Origin of the sequence: Streptomyces sp. NBC_00872 (assembly GCF_045161915.1) — a bacterium.
Taxonomy (GTDB): Bacteria; Actinomycetota; Actinomycetes; order Streptomycetales; family Streptomycetaceae; genus Streptomyces.
The window spans coordinates 8,723,771-8,749,835 of record NZ_CP108806.1 but is presented as its reverse complement, the minus strand read 5'-3'; the positions used below and the strand labels follow the sequence as shown (position 1 = coordinate 8,749,835).

Here is a 26,065-nt window from a genome sequence, read left to right as displayed (position 1 = left end):
GTAGCAGCCGTCGAGTTCCAGTGCCTCGGCGCCCCTCGGCGGCCACACCGTCGCGTCGAAGCCGGTGGGCGGCTCCTGGGCGGCGGCCGTCAGCGTGCCCGTCGCGTGCTGTGTCCACGGCACATCCTCGGCGCCCTCGGGCCGGGAGTGGACCGTGACCGTACGCCGGCCGCTGTCGTCGGCGGCACCGACCCGTACCTGCGTCTGCACCGCGCCACGCGCCGGCAGCGTGAGCGGCCCCGAGAGCGTCAGCTCCTCGACGCGGTCGCAGCCGACCTCGTCACCCGCCCGGAAGGCCAGCTCCAGCAGGGCGGTTCCCGGCAGCAGAACCCGGCCCATCACCACATGATCGGCGAGCCAGGGATGTGTTCCCACCGAGAGACGGCCGGTGAAGAGCATTCCCTCGCCTTCGGCCAGCTCGACCGCGGCGCTCAGCAAGGGATGCCCGGCCGAGCCCAGACCGGCGGACCGTACATCGCGCGAGCCGGCCGACGAGGCCGTCGGCCAGAACCACTGGTGCTGGAAGGCGTACGTGGGCAACTCGACCCGCCGCGCACCGGTCCCTGCGAAGAACCGGCCCCAGTCGACGGTGACTCCGCGCGCGTACACCTGGGCCAGCGCGCCGACGGCGGCCGACTCCTCCGGCCTGTCCTTGCGCAGAACAGGCACGGTGACGGCGTCGTCCCCGGCACACTCGCGTGCGAGGGCGGAGAGCACACCGTCCGGGCCCAACTCCAGGAAGGTCTTCACGCCTTGTTCCGCGAGGGCTCCGATGCCATCGGCGAACCGGACCGCTTCGCGGACATGCCGTACCCAGTAGTCGGGCGAGCGCAGTTCGTCGGCAGAAGCGAGACCACCGGTCAGATTCGACACCACCGGGATACGAGGCGCCTGGAAGGCCAGCCCTTCGGCCACCGCCCGGAACTCGTCCAGCATCGGGTCCATCAGCGACGAGTGGAACGCGTGCGAGACCCGGAGCCGGGTGGTCCTGCGGCCCTGCTCCGCCAGCCGGGCGGCAAGCTCTAGGACCGAGTCCTCGTCGCCGGAGATCACCACCGAGGAGGGACCATTGACTGCGGCGATCGAGACCCGGCCGGAAAGATACGGGACGATCTCGTCCTCGGCGGCCTGTACGGCGACCATCGCACCACCCGTCGGCAGCGCCTGCATCAACGACCCACGCGCCACCACCAACCGGCAAGCGTCCGCGAGAGAGAAGACACCCGCCACATGGGCCGCCGCGACCTCACCGATCGAATGCCCCGCCACAAAATCAGGCCGCACACCCCACGACTCGACGAGTCGGAACAGCGCCACTTCGATCGCGAACAACGCGGGCTGGGCCATACCCGTCGCGTTCAGCGCCTCGGTGTCCCCACCCCAGATCACCTCCCGGAGCGGGTGCCCCAACTCCGCCTCCAGCAGCGCCAGTACGGAGTCCAACGCCTCGGCGAAGACAGGGAACCGCCCGTACAACTCCCGGCCCATACCCAGCCGCTGCGACCCCTGCCCCGAGAACAGCAACGCCGTCTTCCCACCCATGGCCGATCCCGAGACCGCCAACGGGTCGGACTCCCCGGTCGCCAGAGCCGCCAGGGCCCGTACCGTCTCCTCGGCATCACCCGCCGACGCCAGCACCACCGCCCGGTGATCGAACACCGAACGACCCGTCGCCAACGAGAACCCGATATCCAGGGGTCGCACCTCAGGCCGCGACTCGACCAACGACAGCAACCGCGCAGCCTGACCCCGCAACGCCTCCGGCGACCTGCCCGACAGCACCCAGGGGACCGTCACCACTTCGGCCGGCGCCTCCGGGGAGGCCGGCGCATCCGGGGAGGCGGGTGCCTCGGGGGAGGCGGGTACCTGCTCCGCTGCCTCGGCCACGATCGAGGGCCGCTCCAGGATGACATGGGCGTTCGTACCGCTGATACCGAACGACGACACACCCGCACGCCGTACACGTCCTGTCTCGGGCCACGCGGTCTGCTCGGTGAGCAGTTCCACCGCACCCGCCGACCAGTCCACATGCGACGACGGCTCGGTCACATGGAGTGTCCGGGGCAGCGTCCCGTGCCGCATCGCCATCACCATCTTGATCACACCCGCCACACCGGCAGCGGCCTGTGTGTGACCGATGTTCGACTTCACGGAGCCGAGCAGCAGCGGACGCTCCGGGTCGCGGTCACGCCCGTAGGTCGCCAGCAACGCCTGCGCCTCGATCGGATCGCCGAGTGTCGTACCAGTTCCGTGCGCCTCCACGACATCCACATCACCCGCCGACAACCCACCACTCGCCAAAGCCTGCCGAATCACCCGCTGCTGCGACGGACCGTTCGGCGCCGTCAGACCATTCGACGCACCATCCTGATTCACCGCACTGCCCCGGACCACGGCCAGCACCTCATGCCCATTGCGCCGCGCATCCGAAAGACGCTCCAGCACAAGGACACCCACGCCCTCCGACCAGCCCACACCATCGGCCGAATCGGAGAACGCCTTGCACCGGCCATCGGGGGACAGCCCACGCTGACGCGAGAACTCCACAAACGTCCCCGGAGTCGACATCACCGTCACACCGCCGGCCAGCGCCAGCGAGCACTCACCACTGCGCAGCGCCTGCATCGCCCAGTGCATCGCCACCAACGACGACGAACACGCCGTGTCCACCGTCACCGCGGGGCCCTCGAAGCCGAAGGTGTACGAGACCCGGCCCGACGCCACACTGCCCGCGCTGCCCTGGCCCTGGAAGCCCTCGAACTCCTCCCCGTCGAGGGTGGTGCCGTAGTCGTTGTACATCACGCCCGCGAAGACACCGGTCTGGCTGTCGCGCAGTGACACCGGGTCGATCCCTGCGTGCTCGATCGCCTCCCACGACGCCTCCAGCAGCAACCGCTGCTGCGAATCCGTCGCCAACGCCTCACGCGGCGACATACCGAAGAACGCCGGATCGAACTCACCCGCCGTATGCAGGAACCCACCCTCGCGGGTGTACGAGGTCCCGGCATGGCCCGGGTCCGGGTCGAACAGCGCGTCCACGTCCCAGCCACGGTTGACCGGGAATTCCGAGATCACATCGGTGCCCTCGGTGACCACACGCCACAGATCCTCCGGTGACGCCACCCCGCCGGGATACCGGCAGCTCATCCCCACGACGACGATCGGATCGTCGGCCACCGGCGGCAGCGACGACACGGGGATGGCCAACTCGGGCTCTGCTCCGAGGAGTTCGTCGAGCAGATGGTCCGCCAGCACCGACAGGGTCGGATAGTCGAAGACCATGGTGGCGGGGAGCCGCAGACCCGTCGCGGTGTTGAGCCGGTTCCGCAACTCCACCGCCGTCAGCGAGTCGAAGCCGAGATCACGGAACGCACGCCCCGAGTCGATGTCGGCGCCGCTCGCGTGGCCCAGTACCAGCGCCGCCTGAGCCCGTACGACGTCCAGCACCACTTCCTTGCGGTCGGCGGACTCCAGCGCGCCCAGCCGCCGGACCAGACCGCCGTCCGCACCCGAAGCCGTCGCCGCCGCCCGGCGTGACGGTGTCCGTACCAGGCCGCGCAGCAGCGCCGGTACGGTTCCCAGAGCGCGCAGTACCGGCAGATCGAGCCGTGCGGGTACGACGACCGCCTCGCCGGTCGGGATCGCCGCGTCGAAGAGCGCGAGGCCCTGCTCCACCGACAGCGGTGGCATACCGGCGTCGGCGGCCCGCCGTACGTCGCGCTCGTCGAGACCGCTGGTCATACCCGCGCCCTGATCCCAAGGCCCCCAGGCGAGCGACAGTCCCGGCAAGTCCTCGGCACGCCGATGGGCGGCCAGGGCGTCGAGGAAGACATTGCCCGCCGCGTAGTTGGCCTGCCCGGCACCGCCGAACGTACCGGCCACCGAGGAGAACACCACGAACGCGGCGAGATCCAGCTCACGGGTCAGCTCGTGCAGATGCCAGGCCGCGTCGACCTTCGGGCGCAGCACACGGTCCAGCCGCTCCGGCGTGAGCGAACCGATCACCCCGTCGTCCAGGACACCCGCCGTATGCACCACCGCCGTCAGCGGGTGCTCGGCCGGCACCGAATCCAGCAGCCCGGCCAGCGCGTCCCGGTCCGCCGCATCACACGCGACGACCGAGACATGCGCGCCCTGAGCGGTCAGCTCGGCGGCCAACTCGACAGCGCCAGGGGCCTCCAGACCGCGACGACTCGTCAGCAGCAGATGCCGCACACCACGCACACCGACCAGATGACGGGCCAGCACACCACCCAGACCACCCGTGCCGCCGGTGACCAGCACCGTGCCCTCGGGGTCCCAGGCGGAGCCGCCCGTGTCGACCCCGGCCCCGGCCGCGGCCTCGGAGCTGGGCTCGGAGCTGGGCTCGGTCATCCGGGTCAGGCGGGCGGCGCGGATTCCGCCGTCGCGGACGAGCAGTTGCGGCTCGTCGACACCGAGTGCCCTCGGCAGCAGGGTCACCGAGGACTCGGCGGAGTCCAGGTCCACCAGCCCGAAGCAGCCCGGGTTCTCCGTCTGCGCGGAACGCACCAGGCCCCGGACCGAGGCCGCCGCCAGATCCGCGACCTCCTCACCGCCGCCCGCGACGGCCCCCGTGGTGACGAACACCAGCCGGGAGGCGGCGAACCTCTCCTCGGCCAGCCACTCCTGCACCAGGGCCAGCGCGTCAGTGGTCAACGCGCGGACGGAGTGCGTGACTTCGGCTCCGTACGCACTGGCCACACCCACCAGCACCGCGTCCGGCACCGGGGCCTCCCCGGCCGCGAGCGACGCCAGATCCTCGTACCTGCCGATCTCGACACCCGTACGTTCCAGCACCTCGGCGAGTCCGACCACATCGGGCCCGACCAGCGCGATCGTGCGGAACGCGGGCTCCGCCGGAAGCGCGACCGGCACCCATCCCACTCCGAACAGTGCGTCGCGGGCAACTCCGGCCGCACCGTCGGCGCCGCTCAGCTGCTCCTCGGACACCGCCCGTACGAGCAGCGAGTCGACCGAGGCGACCGGCGCGCCGGTGGTGTCGGCCGCCAGCACCGAGAGCGCGCCACGGCCGGCGGGAGCGATCCGTACGCGCAGTGCCGTGGCACCCGTGGCATGCAGTGACACACCCTCCCACGAGAACGGCAAGCCCTCGGTGCCCTCCTCACCGGCACCGGCGAGGAGAGACGCGTGCAGAGCCGAGTCGAGCAGGGCCGGGTGCAGACCGAACGCTCCCGCGTCGGTGCCCTCGGGCAGGCTCACCTCGGCGAAGATCTCACCGTCACGGCGCCAGGCGGCCCGCAGGCCCTGGAACACCGGACCGTACGCGAACCCAATCTCGGCGAGCAGTTCATAGCAGCCCTCCACGTCCAATACCTCGGCGCCCGGGGGCGGCCATACCGTGGCATCGAAGTCGGTGGGCAACGAGTGGGACCCGACGGACAGCACACCTGTCGCGTGCTGGGACCACGACCGCTCATCGGCCGTGTCAGGACGGGAGTGCACGGCGACCGGGCGACGACCGCTGTCATCGGCGACACCAACCCGTACCTGCACCTGGACCGCACCCTGCTCAGGCAGCACCAGCGGAGACGCCAGCGTCAACTCCTCAACCCGATCGCAGCCGACCTCATCACCCGCCCGGAAAGCCAGCTCCAACAACGCCGTCCCCGGCAGCAGAACCCGGCCCATCACCACATGATCAGCAAGCCAGGCATGCGACTGCACCGACAACCGGCCGGTGAAGACCGCCCCTTCACCTTCGGCCAGTTCAACCGCCGCACCCAGCAACGGATGCCCCGCCGAACCGAGTCCCGCCGCCCGCATATCGCCCCTGCCGCCGAGCGGACCGGCCGGCCAGAACCACTGGTGCTGGAAGGCGTACGTGGGCAGCTCGACCCGCGACGCACCGGTCCCCTCGAACACGGCGGCCCGGTCCAAGGCCACGCCCTGTACATGGAGTCGTGCCCACGCGGTGACGGCGGCCAGCTCCTCCCGCCTGTCCTTGCGCAGAACAGGCACCATGACGGCATCGTCCCCAGCGCACTCGCGTGCCAGTGCGGAGAGGACACCGTCGGGGCCCAGTTCCACGAACTTGCTTACGCCCGCGCCCTCCAGGCACCGCACCCCGTCGGCGAACCGGACGGCTTCGCGGACATGCCGTACCCAGTAGTCGGCCGAGCACAGCTCATCGGCCGACGCGAGACCACCGGTCAGATTCGACACCACCGGGATACGAGGCGCCTGGAGCACCAAGCCCTCCACGACCGCCCGGAACTCGTCCAGCATCGGATCCATCAGCGGGGAGTGGAAGGCGTGCGAGACCCGGAGGCGGTTCGACTTCCGCCCCAGCGCCTCCAGTTGGCCCGCCACCTCCAGAACCGCACCCTCGTCACCGGAGATCACCACCGAGGACGGACCGTTGACGGCGGCGATCGAGACATCCCCCGTGAGGTAGGGAGTGACCTCGTCCTCCGTCGCCCGCACCGCGACCATCGCACCACCCATCGGCAGCGCCTGCATCAACGACCCACGCGCCACCACCAGCCGACAGGCATCCTCCAACGAGAACACCCCCGCCACATGGGCCGCCGCGACCTCACCGATCGAATGCCCCGCCACAAAATCAGGCCGCACACCCCACGACTCCACCAACCGGAACAACGCCACCTCGATCGCGAACAACGCGGGCTGGGCACAACCCGTCGCGTTCAGCGCCTCGGCGTCCTCACCCCAGATCACCTCCCGGAGCGGGTGCCCCAACTCCGCCTCCAGCAGTGCCAGTACGGAATCCAACGCCTCCGCGAACACCGGGAACCGCCCGTACAACTCACGGCCCATCCCCAACCGCTGCGAACCCTGCCCGGAGAACAGCAACGCCGTCTTCCCACCCATGGCCGATCCCGAGACCGCCAACGGGTCGGGTTCACCAGCGGCCAGAGCCGCCAGGGCCCGTACCGTCTCCTCGGCATCACCCGCCGACGCCAGTACCACCGCCCGGTGATCGAACACCGACCGGCCCGTCGCCAACGAGAGCCCGACATCCACCGGCCGCACCTCAGGCCGCGACTCGACCAACGACACCAACCGCGCAGCCTGACCCCGCAACGCCTCCGGCGACCTGCCCGACAGCACCCACGGCACCACACCGGGCTCGATCACCGGAGCCGGACCTTCGGCCGTGGTGACCACGGTTCCCCGGATCACCGTGGGCGGCTGCTCCAGAATGATGTGCGCGTTCGTACCACTGATACCGAACGACGACACGGCCGCCCGCCGCGCACGGCCTTCCTCCGGCCACGCGGTCCGCTCGGTCAACAACTCGACCGCGCCTTCCGACCAGTCCACATGCGAGGACGGCGCGTCGACATGGAGCGTCTGAGGAAGAACCCCGTGCCGCATCGCCATCACCATCTTGATCACACCCGCCACACCGGCAGCAGCCTGCGTGTGACCGATATTGGACTTCACCGACCCCAGCAGCAGCGGACGCTCCGGATCACGCTCACGCCCGTACGTCGCCAGCAACGCCTGCGCCTCGATCGGATCACCCAACGTCGTACCCGTACCGTGCGCCTCGACCACATCCACATCACCAGCCGACAACCCACCACTCGCCAACGCCTGACGAATCACCCGCTGCTGCGAAGGACCGTTCGGCGCCGTCAGACCATTCGACGCACCATCCTGATTCACCGCCGACCCACGCAGCAGCGCGAGCACCTGGTGCCCGTTGCGCCGGGCGTCCGACAACCGCTCCAGCACCAGCATCCCCACACCCTCCGACCAGCCCACACCATCGGCCGCATCGGAGAACGCCTTGCACCGGCCGTCCGGCGACAGCCCACGCTGACGCGAGAAGTCGACGAACACCGTCGGTGTCGACATCACCGTCACACCGCCGGCCAGCGCCAGCGAGCACTCACCGCTCCGCAGCGCCTGCATCGCCCAGTGCATCGCCACCAACGACGACGAACACGCCGTGTCCACCGTCACCGCGGGACCTTCCAGGCCCAGCGTGTACGACACCCGGCCCGACGCCAGACTGGTGCTGCCGCCGCCCTGGAAGCCCTCGAACTCGGGGCTCGCCAGCACGGCGGTGTAGTCGCTGTACATCACCCCCGCGAACACGCCCGTCGTGCTGCCCCGCAGTGACACCGGGTCGATCCCGGCCCGCTCGATCGCCTCCCACGACGCCTCCAGCAGCAACCGCTGCTGCGAATCCGTCGCCAACGCCTCACGCGGCGACATACCGAAGAACGCCGGATCGAACTCACCCGCCGTATGCAGGAACCCACCTTCGCGGGTGTACGACGTGCCCAGGTGATCGGGGTCGGGATGGAACAGTCCGTCGACGTCCCAGCCCCGGTTGACGGGGAACCCGGAGATGGCGTCCCCGCCCTCCATGACGAGCCGCCACAGATCCTCCGGCGACGCCACCCCGCCGGGATACCGGCAGCTCATCCCCACGACGACGATCGGATCGTCGGCGACCCCGGCCGCGCGCCTCGCCACGGAAGCGGTCACCGCGGCCACCCCGACCGCCGCCGCGTCCGCGTCCGCGCCGAGCAGTTCGTCGAGAAGGTGGTCGACGAGCGTCTGGACCGTCGGATAGTCGAAGGCCATCGTGGCGGGGAGCCGCAGACCCGTCGCGGTGTTGAGCCGGTTCCGCAGCTCCACCGCCGTCAGCGAGTCGAAGCCCAGCTCGCGGAAGGCACGCCCCGGGTGGACGGCCCCGGCGTCGGCGTGTCCCAGCACGAGGGCGACCTGCCCGCGTACGAGGTCCACCAGCACTTCCTGCCGCTCGACGGCGGTGAGCAGTACCAGTCGCTCCACCAGCCCCTTGGCGGTCGCCGAGCCGGCGACCACGGCACGGCGCGAACGCGTACGGATCAACGCCCGCAGCAGTGGCGGGACTTCACCCTGTGCGCGGAGCACCGGCAGGTCCAGCCGTACCGGCGCGAGTACGGCGTCTCCGGTGGCCAGCGCCGCTTCGAACAGCGCGAGGCCCTGTTCCACCGAGAGCGGCGGCACTCCGGAGCGTGCCATCCGGTCCGTGTCGGCCTCCGTCAGTGTGCCGGTCATCCCGCCCGACTGGTCCCAGGGACCCCATGCCAGGGAGACTCCGGGCAGACCCTCGGCCTGCCTGCGTTCCATGAGGGCGTCCAGGAAGGCGTTGCCCGCCGCGTAGTTGCCCTGTCCCGCGTTGCCGAACGTGGCCGCCGCCGAGGAGAAGACCACGAACGCCGACAGGTCGAGATCACGCGTCAGTTCGTGCAGGTACCAGGCCGCGTCCGCCTTCGGTCGCAGCACACGGTCCAGCCGTTCCGGGGTGAGCGTGCCGACGACACCGTCGTCCAGGACGCCAGCCGCGTGGATCACGGCCGACACCCGGTGCTCGGCCAGCAGTTCCGCGAGCGCCGTGCGGTCCGCCACATCGCAGGCCGCGGCCGTGACCTGGACACCGCGCGGCTCCAGCTCCGCGCCGAGTTCTTCCGCCCCCTCGGCGGCGAGTCCCCGCCGACTGACCAGCAGCAGCCTGCGTACGTCGTGTTCCGTCACCAGATGCCGGGCCAGCGCCGCGCCCAGACCACCGGTACCGCCGGTGATCAGCACACTGCCGCCGTCGGTGTCCCAGACGGGGCGCGCGTCGCCGCCGGTCGCCGGCCGGCGCACCAGGCGTCCGGCGCGTACCTCGCCGTTCCGGACCACGATCTGCGGTTCGTCGGTGTCCAAGGCTGCCGGCGGAAATGCCGTCGTCTCCTCGTCGGGGTCGAGGTCGATCAGGCCGAAGCAGCCGGGGTTCTCCGACTGCGCGGAGCGTACGAGACCCCGGACCGAGGCCGCCGCCACATCGTGGCCGCCGACGGCGCCCCGGGTCACGAAGACGAACCGGGAGTCCGCGAAGCGCGCCTCGGTCAGTCGTGCCTGGATCCGGGCCAGGGCCTGATGGGTGAGCGTGTGTACGGAGTCGGCGGTGCCCGCGCCCTGTTCGCCGACCACGGGGATCAGTACCACACCTGGCGCCGGCGCAGCGGGTGTCGGCGCAGCGGGCGCCGCCTCACCCGTCGCCTCCTCAACCGCCTGCGACTCACCATTCGGCGGCTTACCATTCGCCAGCTCACCGCTCGGCAGCTCACCATTCGACAGCCCGTCCATCGGCAGGTCATCGAGGACGTCGGCCTCGGCACCGACGGCACGCAGGGCCCCGGCCAGGCCCAGTGTGTCCGGACCGAGCACCCCCACCGTCCGCTCAGGCCCCTCCACCCGCTCGGACCCCTCCATCGGCTCCGGCCGCACCCGAGCCGCGCCGGACTGGATCGCCACCGGCGCCCAGTCGAGCCGGAACAGGGCGTCCCGTGTCAGCGCGTCGGCATCGCTCAGGGTCTCGGCGGACAGGGCGCGCAGCGCCAGCGACTCCACCGAGGCGACGGCCGCGCCCATGGTGTCGGCGACGGCGATCGACACCGTTCCGTCGGCCGTACGGGACAGCCTGACCCGTACGGCGGAGGCTCCGGACGCCTCCAGCGACACACCGCTCCAGGAGAACGGGACTCCGGGCGGGGCACCGCCCGCCCGGCCGGCCGCCTCCGCGGGCGAGCCGAGGAACCAGGCCGCGTGGAGACCGGCGTCCAGCAGCGCGGGGTGCAGTCCGAACGCCTCCGCGTCCGCCTGGAGGCCGTCCGGCAGGCTCAGCTCGGCGAAGACCTCGCCGTCGCGCCGCCAGACGGCCCGCAGGCCCTGGAAGACCGGACCGTAGACGAATCCGTCCTCGGCACGGGCGTCGTAGAAACCGTCCAGCTCCACCGGTTCGGCCCCCACCGGCGGCCAGACCGTGGCGTCGAAGCCGGTGGCGCCGGGTCCGGGGACGGCCGCCGCCGTCCGAGGACCCGCCGCCAGTAGACCCGTGGCGTGCTGGGTCCAGGGCGCCTCGGTGTCGTCCTCGGGCCGCGAGTGGATCGTGACGGTGCGCCGGCCGCTCTCGTCGGCCGTTCCGACCCGTACCTGCGTCTGTGTGGCACCGCGCTCCGGCAGCACCATCGGGGCCGCGAGGGTCAGTTCTTCGACGCGCTCGCCGCCGACCTCGTCACCGGCCCGGATCGCCAGCTCCAGCAGGGCCGTTCCCGGCACCAGGATCCGGCCCATGACCGCGTGGTCGGCCAGCCAAGGGTGGGACCGCACCGAAAGACGGCCGGTGAGCAACACACCCTCGCCCTCGGCGAGTTCGACCACACCGTTGAGCAGCGGATGTCCGGCGGACATCAGGCCGACCGCGGCGGCGTCGGCCGCGCCGCGGGTGCCGTCGGGCCAGTAGGGCCGGTGCTCGAAGGCGTATGTGGGCAGCTCCACACGGGACGCGCCGGTCCCGGCGAAGTACCGGGCCCAGTCCACGGACACACCGTGCACACGCAGTTGCCCCAGCGCGGTGACAGTGGACAGTTCCTCGGGACGGTTCCCACGGAGCAACGGCACCGTGACGGTCCCGTCGGGCACCGACTCCCTGGCCATCGCGGAGAGCACTCCGTCGGGCCCCAACTCGACCAGTACGGTGGCGCCTTGTCCGGTGAGGGTACGGACGCCATCGGCGAAGCGGACCGCCTCGCGGACATGCCGTACCCAGTAGTCGGGGGTGCACAGCTCGTCGGCGGAAGCGACCCCGCCCGTCAGGTTCGAGACCACGGGGACGGCGGGTTCCCGGAATGTCAGCGTCTCCGCCACGGCACGGAACTCGTCGAGCATCGGCCGCATCAGCGGTGAGTGGAAGGCGTGCGAGACCCGTAGCCGGGTCGTCTTCCTGCCCTCCCGCTCCAGGCGTGCCGCGATCTCCCGTACGACGTCCTCGGCACCGGAGATCACCACCGAGGAGGGACCGTTGACCGCCGCGACGGACACCTGGCCGGCGTGCTCGGACAGCAGCGGGACGATCTCCTCCTCGGTGGCCTGTACGGCGACCATCGCGCCACCGGCCGGCAGCGCCTGCATCAGCAACCCACGTGCCGCCACCAATCGGCAGGCGTCCTCCAGGGAGAACACCCCCGCCACATGGGCCGCCGCGATCTCACCGATCGAATGCCCCGCCACGAAGTCCGGACGGACACCCCATGACTCGACCAGCCGGAACAGCGCCACTTCGATCGCGAACAACGCGGGCTGGGCCATACCCGTCGCGTTGAGTGCCTCGGCGTCCTCACCCCAGATCACTTCCCGGAGCGAACCGCCGCCCAGATCTTCGTCCGGATCTCCGTCCGGCCTTCCGCCCAACTCGGCGTCCAGCAACGCCAGTACGGAGTCCAGCGCCTCCGCGAACACCGGGAACCGCCCGTACAACTCCCGTCCCATACCCAGCCGCTGCGACCCCTGCCCCGAGAACAGCACCGCTGTCCTGCCTCCGGTGACCGAGCCCGTGAGGGCCAGGGGGTCCGGCTCGCCGACGGCCAGTGCCGCCAGCGCGCGCACCGTCCCGGTGGGCTCGGTGGCTGTCACCACCGCGCCGTGCTCGAACCTCGACCGGCCCGTGGCGAGCGAGTAACCGATGTCCACCGGCCGCAGTCCGGGCCTGGCCTGGATGTACGAGAGCAGTCGGGCCGCCTGGCCGCGCAGCGCCTCGGGCGTCTTGCCGGACAGCACCCAGGGCACCGCACCGGGCTCTTCCGGCCGGGTGGACTCCGACCCGGCGGACGGGGCTTCGGACGCGTCGAAGTCCGTGGCCCGGACCGCCGTGGGCGGCTGCTCAAGAATGACATGCGCGTTCGTACCACTGATACCGAAGGACGACACGCCCGCGCGCCGGACGCGACCGGTGCCGGGCCACTCGGCAGGGGCGGTGAGCAGTTCCACCGCGCCCGCCGACCAGTCGACATGTGAGGACGGCTCGGTGACATGGAGCGTCGGCGGCAGCACACCATGGCGCATGGCCATGATCATCTTGATCACACCGGCCGCACCGGCCGCGGCCTGGGTGTGCCCGAGGTTGGACTTCACGGAGCCGAGCAGCAGCGGACGCTCCGGATCACGCTCACGCCCGTACGTCGCCAGCAACGCCTGCGCCTCGATCGGATCACCCAGCGTGGTGCCCGTACCGTGCGCCTCCACCGCGTCCACATCCGCGGGCGACAGACCGCCACTGGCCAGCGCCTGACGGATCACCCGCTGCTGCGAAGGACCATTCGGCGCCGTCAGACCGTTCGACGCACCATCCTGGTTGACCGCGCTGCCCCGGACGACGGCGAGGATCTCATGGCCATGACGGCGGGCGTCCGACAGACGTTCCAGCAGGAGCATGCCGATGCCCTCGGACCAGCCGACGCCGTCGGCCGACTCGGAGAAGGGCTTGGAGCGGCCGTCGGGGGCGAGGCCCCGCTGCCGGGAGAATTCCACGAAGGTGTCGGGGACCGACATCACGGTGACACCGCCGGCCAGCGCCAGCGAGCATTCACCGCTCCGCAGCGCCTGTGCCGCGAGATGCATCGCGACGAGCGACGACGAGCACGCCGTGTCCACCGTCATCGCGGGCCCCTCGAAGCCGAAGGTGTACGAGACCCGGCCCGAGGCGACGCTCAGGGCGCTGCCCTGCCCCTGGAAGCCTTCGAACTCCGATCCGTTCAGCGTGGTGTTGTAGCCGCTGTACATCACACCGGCGAAGACACCGGTCCGGCTGTCGCGCAGCGAGTGCGGGTCGATCCCGGCCCGCTCGATGGCCTCCCACGAGGTCTCCAGCAGCAGACGCTGCTGAGAGTCCGTGGCCATGGCCTCGCGCGGGCTCATCCCGAAGAACGCGGGGTCGAACTCGCCCGCGTCGTGCAGGAATCCGCCGGAGCGGGTGTACGACGTGCCGGTGTGGTCCGGATCCGGGTGGTAGAGGGAATCCACGTCCCAGCCCCGGTTGACGGGGAAGTCCGAGACGACATCGGCGCCCTCGGAGACCACGCGCCACAGGTCCTCGGGCGAACCGATGCCTCCGGGGAAGCGGCAGCTCATGCCCACGACCACGATGGGGTCGTCGTCGAGCAGGGCCCGGGAGAGTTCCGGCCCGGCGCCGGCCACGGCCGCGTCCGGGCCGAGCAGTTCTTCGAGCAGATGACCGGTCAGTACCTCGACCGTCGGATAGTCGAAGACCATGGTGGCGGGCAGCCGCAGTCCGGTCGCCGCGTTCAGCCGGTTGCGCAGCTCGACAGCGGTGAGGGAGTCGAAACCCAGGTCGCGGAAGGCGCGCGCCGGATCGACTCCGTCGCCGCTCGCGTGACCCAGCACCATGGCGGCGTGGTCGCGGACCAGTTGGAGCAGTGTCCCGTACCGTTCCGCGCGCTCCAGCCGGCTCAGACGCTCGGCCAGACCGGCGTCCGTGTCCGGGCCCGTTCCGGCTCCGGCGGCCAGGGCCCGCCGGGGAGCCGTACGGACCAGTCCGCGCAGCAGCGCGGGGACGGAACCCTTGGCCCGCAGAACGGGCAGATCGAGGCGTACGGGTACGACGGCGGCCTCGCCGGTCGCGAGCGCCGCGTCGAACAGGGCGAGGCCCTGCTCCACCGAGATCAACGGCATGCCCGACTCGGCGGCCCTGCGGACATCGCGCTCGTCGAGCCCGCTGGTCATACCCGCGCCCTGGCCCCAGGGACCCCAGGCGAGCGACAGTCCCGGCAAGTCCTGGGCCCGCCGATGGGCGGTCAGGGCGTCGAGGAAGGCGTTGCCCGCCGCGTAGTTGGCCTGCCCGGCACCGCCGAACGTACCGGCCACCGAGGAGAACACCACGAACGCGGCGAGATCCAGCTCACGGGTCAGCTCATGCAGATGCCAGGCCGCGTCCACCTTGGGACGCAGCACACGGTCCAGCCGCTCGGGAGTGAGCGAGCCGACGACCCCGTCGTCCAGGACGCCCGCCGTATGCACCACCGCGGTCAGCGGATGCTCGGCCGGCACCGAATCCAGCAGCCCCGCCAGCGCGTCCCGGTCCGCCACATCACACGCGACGACCGACACATGCGCACCCTGAACCGTCAGCTCAGCAGCCAGCTCGACAGCGCCCGGAGCCTCCAGACCGCGCCGACTCGTCAGCAGCAGATGCCGCACACCACGCACACCGACCAGATGACGGGCCAGCACACCACCCAGACCACCCGTACCACCGGTGACCAGCACCGTGCCCTCGGGATCCCACACCCGCGGCATCGTCAGCACGATCTTGCCCACATGCCGGGCCAGACTCATAAAACGAAACGCGTCCCGCGCCCGACGCACATCCCACGAACGAACCGGCAACGGCTCCAACACACCCTGACCGAACAGTTCCATGAGGGAAGTCAGCATCCGCTGGATGTCCTCCGGGTCCACCCAGCCGAGGTCGAACGCCTGATAGTCAACCCCCTCGGGAAGACCCCCGGCATCACGGATATCGGTCTTGCCCATCTCCAGGAACCGGCCACCCGGACCCAGCAACCGCAGAGACGCGTCGACGAACTCACCCGCCAGCGAGTTCAGTACGACATCGACCCCCTCACCACCGGTGACCCGGGCGAACGCGGCCTCGAAGTCCGTCGTCCGGGAGGAGGCGATATGGTCATCGGCCACACCGAGGCGACGCAGCACATCCCACTTGCCCTCACTCGCCGTCGCGAAGACCTCCGCACCCAGATGACGCGCGATCTGAACCGCCGCCATACCCACACCACCCGCACCCGCATGCACCAGCACCCGCTCACCACGACCCACACCCGCCAGCCCCACCAACGCGTGATACGCCGTCAGAAACACCAACGGCACCGAAGCCGCCGTCTCCCACGACCACTCCCCGGGCAGCGCAGTGAGCAGCCGTGCGTCGCCCACCACCAGCGAGCCGAAACCGCCGGACACCAGGCCCGTGACCCGGTCGCCCGGCCGCAGTCCGGTCACCTCCGGCCCGACCTCGACCACCACGCCCGAGGCCTCGCGGCCCATACGCCCGGCGTCGCCGGGATACATGTCCAGCGCCTTGAGGACATCACGGAAGTTCACCCCGGCCGCCCGGACCTCGATCCGCACCTCGCATCCCGTCAGCGGCTCCAGTGCCTCCGGGAACGGTGCCGTCGTCAGACCGTCCAGACTTCCCTTCGCCCGGCTGTCCAGCCGCCAGGGCACACCCCCGGGCGCGACCAAGGCCATGTCCGGCTCCAGCCGCGCGAGCCGCCCGGCAAGGAGTGCTCCGTCACGGACGGCCAGCTGCGGCTCATCCGCACCGGCGGACCGCGTGAGCCGGGCCGCGAGTTGGGCCGTGAGCTGGGCAAGGCCGTCATCGCTCCCGGGGCTGAGATCCAGCAGGCCGAAGCAGCCCGGATTCTCCGTCTGGGCCGAGCGCACCAGCCCCCAGACCGAGGCGGCGGCCACATCGGTGACCTCCTCGTCCCCGGCCGCCATCGCGCCGCGTGTCACGAACACCAGCCGGGAGCCGGTGAACCTCTCCTCAGCCAGCCACTCCTGCACCAGGGCCAGGGCAGCGGCGGTCAGCGCGTGCGCCGACTCCGCGGCCCCGATCCCGATCCCGATCCCGATCCCGGTCCTGGTGCCGGTGCCGGTCCCAGCGCCGGCCCCGGCGCCGTTCGTGTCATGGACGCCGACCAGTACGGTGTCCGGTACCGGGGACTCCCCCGTCGCCAGCGACGCGAGATCGGCATGAGCCTCGACCTCGACGCCTGTACCGGTCAGCTGCTCGGCCAGCGCGAACACATCCGGTCCGACCAGCGCGAGCCTGTCCGCCCCGGGCGTGGAGACACCGGATACGGAGGCGGCGGGTAGGGAGGCGGCGGGTACGGGTACCCACTCCAGCGCGAACAGCGCGTCCCGGGCCACTCCGGCCGTGCCGTCGGTGCCGCTCAACTGTTCGCTCGACACGGCCCGTACGAGCAGCGAGTCGACCGAGGCCACGGGCGCGCCCGTGGTGTCGGCGACCGCGATCGACACCGCGTCCCTCCCCTCGACCGGGGCGATCCGTACGCGCAGTGCCCTGGCGCCCGTGGCGTGCAGTGACACGCCCTCCCACGAGAAGGGCAGACCGCCGCCGGAGCCGTCCTGGCCGGCACCGGCGAGAAGAGAGGCGTGCAGGGCCGAGTCGAGCAACGCGGGGTGCAGACCGAAGGCATCCGCGTCGGTGCCCTCGGGCAGGCTCACCTCGGCGAAGATCTCCCCGTCACGGCGCCAGGCGGCCCGCAGGCCCTGGAACACCGGGCCATAGGTGAAGCCGAGCTCCTCGAACCGCTCGTAGCACCCCTCCGCATCCAGCTTCTCGGCGTTCGTCGGCGGCCACTGTGCGGCGTCGAATCCGGTGACCGGCTGCTGAGCTCCAACGGACAGCACACCTGTCGCGTGCTGTGTCCACGACCGCTCGTCAGCCGTGTCAGGACGGGAGTGCACGGCGACCGGACGACGACCGCTGTCATCGGCGACACCGACCCGTACCTGGACCTGGACCGCACCCTGCTCAGGCAGCGTGAGCGGCGACGCCAGCGTCAACTCCTCAACCCGATCACAGCCGACCTCATCACCCGCACGGAACGCCAGCTCCAACAACGCCGTCCCCGGCAACAGAACCCGACCCATCACCACATGATCAGCAAGCCAGGAATGCGACTGCACCGAAAGCCTGGCCGTGAACAACGCCCCTTCACCCTCGGCCAGTTCAACCGCCGCGCCCAGCAAGGGATGCCCCGCCGAACCCAGACCGGCGGCCCGTACATCACGTGGGCCGGCCGACGAGGCCGTCGGCCAGAACCACTGGTGCTGGAAGGCGTACGTCGGAAGATCCACCGACCGGACATCGGCTCCGGCGAAGAACGCCGGCCACTCCACGAGGGCGCCCCCCACATGCAGGTGAGCGAGTGCCGTGACGGCCGAGATCTCCTCGGGCCGGTCCTTGCGGAGCACCGGTACGGTCACGGCGCCCTCGGCCACCGACTCCTGAGCCAGCGCGGCAAGCACACCGTCCGGCCCCAGCTCCACGAATGTACGAACGCCCTGCTCACCCAGCGTCCGCACACCATCCGCGAAGCGAACCGCCTCGCGGACATGCCGTACCCAGTAGTCGGCCGAGCACAGCTCATCGGCCGACGCGAGAGCGCCGGTCAGAGTGGACACCACCGGCAATGACGGCTCCGCGAACGTCAGCCCCTCCACGACCGCGCGGAACCCGTCCAGCATCGGATCCATCAACGGCGAATGGAACGCATGCGAAACCCGCAACCGACTCGTCTTGCGACCCTGCTCCTTCAATCGGGCCACGACATCCGCCACGGCCTCCTCCGCGCCGGAGATCACCACCGAGGACGGACCGTTGACGGCGGCGATCGAGACATCGCCCGAAAGGTAGGGAGTGACCTCGTCCTCCATCGCCCGCACCGCGACCATCGCACCACCCATCGGCAACGCCTGCATCAACGACCCACGCGCCACCACCAGACGACAGGCATCCTCCAGGGAGAACACCCCCGCCACATGAGCCGCCGCGACCTCACCGATCGAATGCCCCGCCACAAAATCAGGCCGCACACCCCACGACTCCACCAACCGGAACAACGCCACTTCCACCGCGAACAACGCCGGCTGCGCACACCCCGTCTGGTTCAGCGCGTCGGCGTCCTCACCCCAGATCACCTCCCGCAACGAACGGCCCAACTCGGCGTCCAGCAGCGCCAGTACGGAATCCAACGCCTCCGCGAACACCGGGAACCGCCCGTACAACTCCCGCCCCATACCCAGCCGCTGCGAACCCTGCCCCGAGAAAAGGAACGCGCGCCTTCCGCCGATGGCCGGGCCCGAGACCGCCGAGGTGTCCGGTTCACCGGCCGCCAGCGCGGTCAGCGCGCGTACCGGGTCTGCGGACTCGCCTGCCAGGACCACCGCGCGGTGGTCGAACACCGAACGCCCCGTGGCCAGCGAGAACCCGATGTCCACCGGCCGCAGTTCGGGCCGGGTCTCGATCAATGACAGCAGTCGGCCCGCCTGGTCCCGCAGCGCCTCGGGCGTCCTGCCGGAGAGTACCCACGGCACCACACCCGGCCCTGCCGCCTCCGCGCTGCCGAGCACCGTTCCCTGGATGACCGTGGGCGGCTGCTCCAAAATGATGTGCGCGTTCGTACCACTGATACCGAACGACGAGACGCCCGCGCGCCGCACACGTCCTGTCTCGGGCCACGCGGTCTGCTCGGTAAGCAGCTCCACCGCACCCGCCGACCAGTCCACATGCGACGACGGCTCGGTCACATGCAGTGTCCGAGGAAGTACCCCGTGCCGCATCGCCATCACCATCTTGATCACACCCGCCACACCGGCAGCGGCCTGCGTATGACCGATGTTCGACTTCACCGACCCCAGCAGCAGCGGACGCTCCGGATCACGCTCACGCCCGTACGTCGCCAGCAGCGCCTGCGCCTCGATCGGATCACCCAGCGTCGTACCCGTACCATGCGCCTCCACCACATCCACATCACCCGCCGACAACCCACCACTCGCCAACGCCTGACGAATCACCCGCTGCTGCGACGGACCATTCGGCGCCGTCAGACCATTCGACGCACCATCCTGATTCACCGCCGACCCACGCAGCAGCGCGAGCACCTGGTGCCCGTTGCGCCGGGCGTCCGACAACCGCTCCAGCACAAGGACACCCACACCCTCCGACCAGCCGACACCGTCGGCCGAGTCCGAGAACGCCTTGGACCGCCCGTCGGGGGCGAGACCTCGCTGGCGGGAGAACTCCACAAAGGTGCTGGGGGTGGACATGACCGTCACACCGCCGGCCAGCGCCAGCGAGCACTCACCGCCGCGCAGCGCCTGCGCGGCGAGGTGCATCCCGACCAGGGAGGAGGAGCAGGCCGTGTCCACCGTGACGGCCGGGCCTTCGAGACCCAGGGTGTAGGAGACCCGGCCGGAGGCCACGCTCGGAGCGCTGCCGTTGCCACGGAAGGCCTCGTACTCCTCGCCCGTGAGCAGGGGACCGTAGTCGTTGTACATCACACCGGCGAAGACACCGGTCCGGCTGTCGCGCAGTGAGTGCGGATCGATCCCGGCGCGCTCGATCGCTTCCCAGGAGGTCTCCAGCAGCAGCCGCTGCTGCGAGTCCGTCGCCATCGCCTCACGCGGTGACATACCGAAGAAGCCGGGGTCGAACTCCCCAGCCGTGTGCAGGAATCCGCCGTCGCGGACATGGGTCCTGCCGGGGCGGTCCGGATCCGCGTCGTACAGTCCGTCGATGTCCCAGCCCCGGTTGACCGGAAAGGCGGAGACGGCGTCCCCGCCCTCCAGGACGAGCCGCCACAGATCCTCCGGCGACGTCACTCCGCCCGGGTAGCGGCAGGCCATACCGACGATCGCGATGGGGTCGTCGGCCACGGGGGGCAGGGCCCGGTCCGGCACCGCCGGTGCGCCGGCCGTGGAGTCGGCCGTCTCGCCGAGGAGTTCGTCGCGCATATGGTCGGCGAGCGCGCTCGGGGTGGGGTAGTCGAAGACCATGGTGGCGGGGAGCCGCAGCCCGGTCTCGGTGTTGAGGCCGTTGCGCAGTTCCACCGCCGTCAGCGAGTCGAAGCCGAGGTCCTGGAACTGACGGCCGGCCTCGACCTCCGCCGCGTCGGCGTGGCCCAGTACCCGGGCGACCTGGCCGCGTACGAGATCGAGCAGGATCTCTCGGCGCTCGGCGCCGTTCAGTCCGGCGAGTCGCCGAGCGAGACTTCCGGCGGTGCCGGAGACCTGGGCGGCGGCGCGCCGCGCACGTGCTCGGATCAGACCGCGCAGCAGCGGCGGGATGTCGCCCCGGGTCCGCAGCGCCGGCAGATCGAGCCGTACGGGCGCCACCGTGGCCGCTCCGGTGGCGAGGGCGGCGTCGAACAGCGCCACACCCTGGCCGACGGAGAGCGGTGGCATACCGGAGCGCGCGATGCGCTCGACGTCGATCTCCGTGAGCGTCCCGGTCATACCGACGCTCCGCGTCCACGGGCCCCAAGCGAGGGCGAGTCCGGGCAGACCCGCTGTCCGCCGGTGCTCGGCCAGAGCGTCGAGGAAGGCGTTGCCCGCCGCGTAGTTGGCCTGTCCCGGGCTGCCGAGGGTGGCGGCGACGGAGGAGAACAGCACGAAGGCGGCGAGGTCCAGCTCGCGGGTCAGCTCGTGCAGATGCCAGGCGGCGTCGACCTTGGGCCGGAGCACCCCGCTCAGCCGCTCCGGCGTGAGCGATCCGATCACGCCGTCGTCGACCACGCCCGCGGTGTGGATGACGGCGGTCAGCGGATGCCCGGCCGGCACCGACGCCAACAGCTCGGACAGCGCGGACCGATCGGCGATGTCACAGGCCGCGACGGTGACCTCGGCGCCGTGCGAGGTGAGTTCACCGGCCAGCTCCGCCGCGCCGGGCGCCTCGGCACCCCGTCGACTCGCCAACAGCAGATGCCGTACACCCCGTCGGGTCACCAGGTGCCGGGCGAGTACGCCGCCCAGTCCGCCCGTGCCGCCGGTGATCAGCACCGTACCGTCGGCGTGCCACGCGGCCGGCTCCTCGGACCCAACGACAGAGGCGGGAACGGGAGCGGGCACGGGCGCGGGCACAGGAACGGGAGCGGGAGCGGGAGCGGGTACGCGTGCCAGCCGGGCGGCGAGCAGTCGGCCGCCGCGTACCGCGAGGTCCGGCTCGTCGAGGGTGGCCGGCACGGCCTCCGGGGGGAGTGAGGCCGTGCCGGGGTCCAGGTCCAGGAGGCCGAAGCGTCCCGGGTTCTCGGTGCGTGCCGTCCGTACGAGGCCATGGGCCGAGGCGGCGGCGAGGTCGTCGCCTTCCAGCGCGCCGCGCGTCACGAACACCAGACGGGCGTCGGCGAACCGGTCCTCCGCCAGCCACCGCTGTACATGTGCGAGGACCTGGGCGCCGAGGGTGTGCGTCGCCTCCACGACCGCGCCGTCCCGCTCACCGCCCACGGCGAGCAACACCACGTCGGGCACCGGGGTGTCGTCCGCCGCCGCGAGCGATACCAGGTCGGGGTGGACGGCGACGGCGGTACCGGCGGCGCGCAGCGCGGCCGTCACTCCGAAGGTGTCCGTCCCCACCACGGCCACGGCCACCGCGCGGGCCCCGGCCCCGCCCGTGGTCCGGGCCGTTGCCCCGGCCGCGCCCTTGAGCTCGGTCCACTCCACACGGAACAGGGAGTCCCGGGGCACGGAGCCGGCGTCGTCGGGCCGCTCGGCGGGCACCGGGCGCGAGACCAGCGAGTCGACGGTGAGGACCGGGCCGCCCGCCATGTCGTACACGGCGATGGAGACCGTGTCCTCACCGGCGGGGGCGATCCGGGCGCGGACCGCCGAGGCGCCGGAGGCGGTCAGCGACACACCTTCCCAGGCGAAGGGCAATCCGCCCCGGCTGATGGCGCCGAGGTCGGTGTAGGCCGCCGCGTGCTGAGCGGCGTCGAGCAGCGCCGGGTGCAGACCGAAGGCGCTCGCGTCGGTGCCGGAGCCGGTTCCGGAGCCCGTTCCGTCGGCGGATCCCGCGTCGGTGCCCGTGCTCGTGCCGGTTCCGGAACCGTCCGGGAGGGTCACCTCGGCGTACACCTCGTCGCCGCGCCGCCAGACCGCCCGCAGCCCCTGGAACACCGGACCGTAGTCGAAGCCGAGTCCGGCGAGCCGTTCGTAGCAGCCGTCGAGATCGACGGGTTCGGCGTCGGCCGGTGGCCACACGGTGGCGTCGAAGCCGGCGCCCGCGGCACTGGCGCCAGCGTCGGCGCTGTCGCCTGGTGCGACAAAGCCGGTGGCATGCTGGGTCCAGGGAACGCCGGACGCGTCCTCGGCGCGTGAGTAGACGCCCAGCGGGCGGCGCCCCGCCGCGTCGGCGGCGCCGACCCGGACCTGGAGCCGTACGGCGCCGTGCTCGGGCAGTGCCAGCGGCGCGGCGAGCGTGAGCTCCTCGACACGGTCGCAGTCGACCTCGTCACCGGCCCGGATGGCCAGCTCGACAAAGGCGGTCCCGGGCAGCAGGGCGCGGCCCCGCACCCCGTGGTCGGCGAGCCAGGGATGCGACCGCACCGACAGCCTGCTGGTGAACAGGACGCCTTCGCCGTCGGCCAGTTCGACGGCCACGCCCAGCAGCGGGTGTCCGGCCGGGCCGAGCCCGGCGGCGCGGATGTCCCCCGCCCCGTCACGGCTGCCGGAGGGCCAGTAGCGCTGCTTCTGGAACGGATAGGTCGGCAGGTCCACGCGCCGTGCGCCGGAACCGTCGTACAGTCCGGCCCACCGTACGGTGGCGCCGCGGACATGCGCCTGGGCGAGCGCGGTGACCACGGCCACTTCCTCGGAACGGTCCTCGCGCAGCAGCGGCACGATCACCGCCCCGTCCGCCAGCGAGTCCTGAGCCATGGCGGAGAGCACACCGTCGGGGCCCAGTTCCAGCAGGGTGGTGACACCCCGTCCGGTGAGGGTGCGGATGCCGTCGGCGAACCGTACGGTCTCCCCGACATGCCGTACCCAGTAGTCGGCCGAGCACAGCTCGGCCACGTCGGCGATCCCGCCGGTCAGATTCGAGACGACCGGGATGCGCGGCTCCCGGTACGTCAGGCTCTCCGCCACGGCACGGAAGTCCGCCAGCATCGGCCGCATCAGCGGTGAGTGGAAGGCGTGCGAGACGCGCAGCCGCTTCGTCCGGCGGCCCTGTGCCTCCAGACGCGCGGCGATGTCCAGTACGGCGCCTTCGTCACCCGCGATCACCACGGACCGCGGTCCGTTGACGGCCGCGATCGACACCTGTCCGGTGAGCAGCGGGGTGATCTCGTCCTCGGTGGCCCGTACGGCGACCATGGCGCCGCCGGGTGGCAGGGCCTGCATCAGTGAGGCGCGCGCGGCCACCAGTCGGCAGGCGTCCTCCAGTGTGAGGACGTCCGCCGCGTGGGCCGCGGCGATCTCACCGATGGAGTGGCCGCCGACGTAGTCCGGGGTGATGCCGAGCGAGGTGACGAGGCGGAACAGCGCCACCTCGATCGCGAAGAGGGCGGGCTGGGTCCACCGGGTCTCGTCGAGCCGCCCGGCGTCGGATCCCCAGACGATCTCGCGCAGCGCGGGGCGGTCGGGGTCCGCGCCGAAGTGGGTGTCGAGTTCGGCGGCCACGGCGTCGAAGGCCTCGGCGAACACCGGGAAACGGGCGTGGAGTTCACGGCCCATACCGAGCCGCTGGGAGCCCTGGCCGGAGAACAGCACGGCGAGCGGGCCCTCGTCGGCGACGCCTCCGGCCGCCTCGGTGACCCCGATGGCGCCGGCGCTCCCGGAGCCCGCGTCGTGGGTACCGGAGCCCGCGTCGTCGGTACCGGTCGCGAACAGCACCGCCCGGTGCTCGAACACCGTGCGTCCGGCGGCCAGGGAGTAGCCCACGTCCACGGGCCGTATCCCGGGAGAGCGCTCGACGAAGGACAACAGCCGTGCGCGCTGGGCCTCCAGGGCCGCGGCTGTGCGGCCCGCGATGGCCCAGGGAACGACGCCCGGCGCCACGGAGGCCTCCGCGACGGCGCTCCCCTCCTGATCCCCGGTCCCCGTCACGGCACCGGTGCCCGTCACGTCCCCGGTCCCAGTCCCGGTCCCGGTCACGCCGGCGGTCACGCCTGCGGACGCGCTCCCCGCTTCGTCCCCGACGGACAGCCGCTCCGGTACGGGCGTCTCCTCCGGCGTCTCCTCCGGCGCCTCTTCCAGGATCACATGCGCGTTGGTTCCGCTGACGCCGAAGGAGGAGACGGCGCCGCGCCGGGCCCGGTCCGTCCGGGGCCATGCGATGTGCTCGCTCAGCAGTTCCACGGAGCCGGCCGTCCAGTCCACATCGCCGGACGGTTCGGCCGCGTGCAGGGTGCGCGGCATCAGCCCGTGCCGCATCGCCATGATCATCTTGATCACGCCGGCGGCGCCCGAGGCCGCCTGGGTGTGCCCGATGTTGGACTTGACCGATCCGAGCCGCAGCGGGCGCCCGGGGTCGCGGTCCTGGCCGTAGGTGGCCAGCAGCGCCTGTGCCTCGATCGGGTCACCGAGCGTCGTACCGGTACCATGCGCCTCGACGATGTCCACATCGCCGGGCGTCAGCCGGGCGTTCTCCAGGGCGGCCCGGATGACCCGCCGCTGGGAGGGGCCGTGGGGGGCGGACAGCCCGTTGGACGCGCCGTCCTGGTTGACCGCGCTGCCGCGCAGCACGGCCAGCACCGGGTGACCGGCTCGCCGGGCGTCGGAGAGCCGCTCCAGTACGAGGACCGCGGCGCCCTCGCCCCAGCCGGTGCCGTCGGCGTCGCCGGAGAAGGACTTGCACCGGCCGTCGGCGGCCATCCCGCCCTGTGCGGTGAAGGAGACGAAGGGGCCCGGTGTGGCCATCACGGACGCGCCGCCCGCCAGCGCCATGGTGCACTCGCCGTTGCGCAGCGCCTGCGCCGCCCAGTGCAGTGCCACCAGCGAGGAGGAACAGGCCGTGTCGACCGTGACGGCGGGTCCCTCGGCGCCCAGCGTGTAGGAGAGCCGGCCCGAGATGACGCTGGCGGCGTGCCCGGTCATCGCGTACAGCTCGGTGTCCTCGCCGGACGCCTTGATGACCGTGCCGTAGTCCTGTCCCGCCGTACCGACGAACACGCCCGCCCGGCTGCCGCGCAGCGTGGCCGGGTCGATCCCGGCCCGCTCCAGCGCCTCCCAGGCCACCTCCAGCAGCAGCCGCTGCTGGGGGTCCATGGCGACGGCCTCACGGGGCGAGATACCGAAGAACCCGGGGTCGAAGTCCGCCATGTCGTAGAGGAATCCGCCCTCCTGGGCGAGGCTGCGGCCGGGGCCGTCCCCGGCGAGGCGCTCCAGGTCCCAGCCCCGGTCGGCGGGGAAGCCCGCCATGACGTCGCGGCCCTCGGTGACCACCGCCCACAGCTCCTCGGGGGAGGTGACCCCGCCGGGGTAGCGGCAGCCGATCCCGACGACGGCGATGGGTTCCTCGGCGGCCTCCACCAGCCGCTGGTTCTGCCGGCGGAGCCGCTCGATCTCCTTCAGGGACGAGCGCAGCGCCTCGACGTACTTGTTGGGGGACGTGCTCATCGATCTCTCCAGATCTCTTTCGGTTCGCGTCGCCGGGAGGGCACGGGATCTCGTCGCCGGG

The 26,065-nt window shown here is 71.5% G+C and carries 1 protein-coding gene (only partly in view); it reads right to left on the bottom strand.

The window, feature by feature from the left end:
* Positions 1–26,004 carry the 5' portion of an SDR family NAD(P)-dependent oxidoreductase gene (locus tag OG214_RS36865; protein WP_405987251.1) on the bottom strand. The gene continues 7,959 nt to the left of window position 1, outside the view, so 26,004 of the gene's 33,963 nt are visible here — the first part of the coding sequence; its start codon is at positions 26,002–26,004; its stop codon lies off the left edge, out of view.
* Positions 26,005–26,065 lie beyond the last annotated feature (61 nt).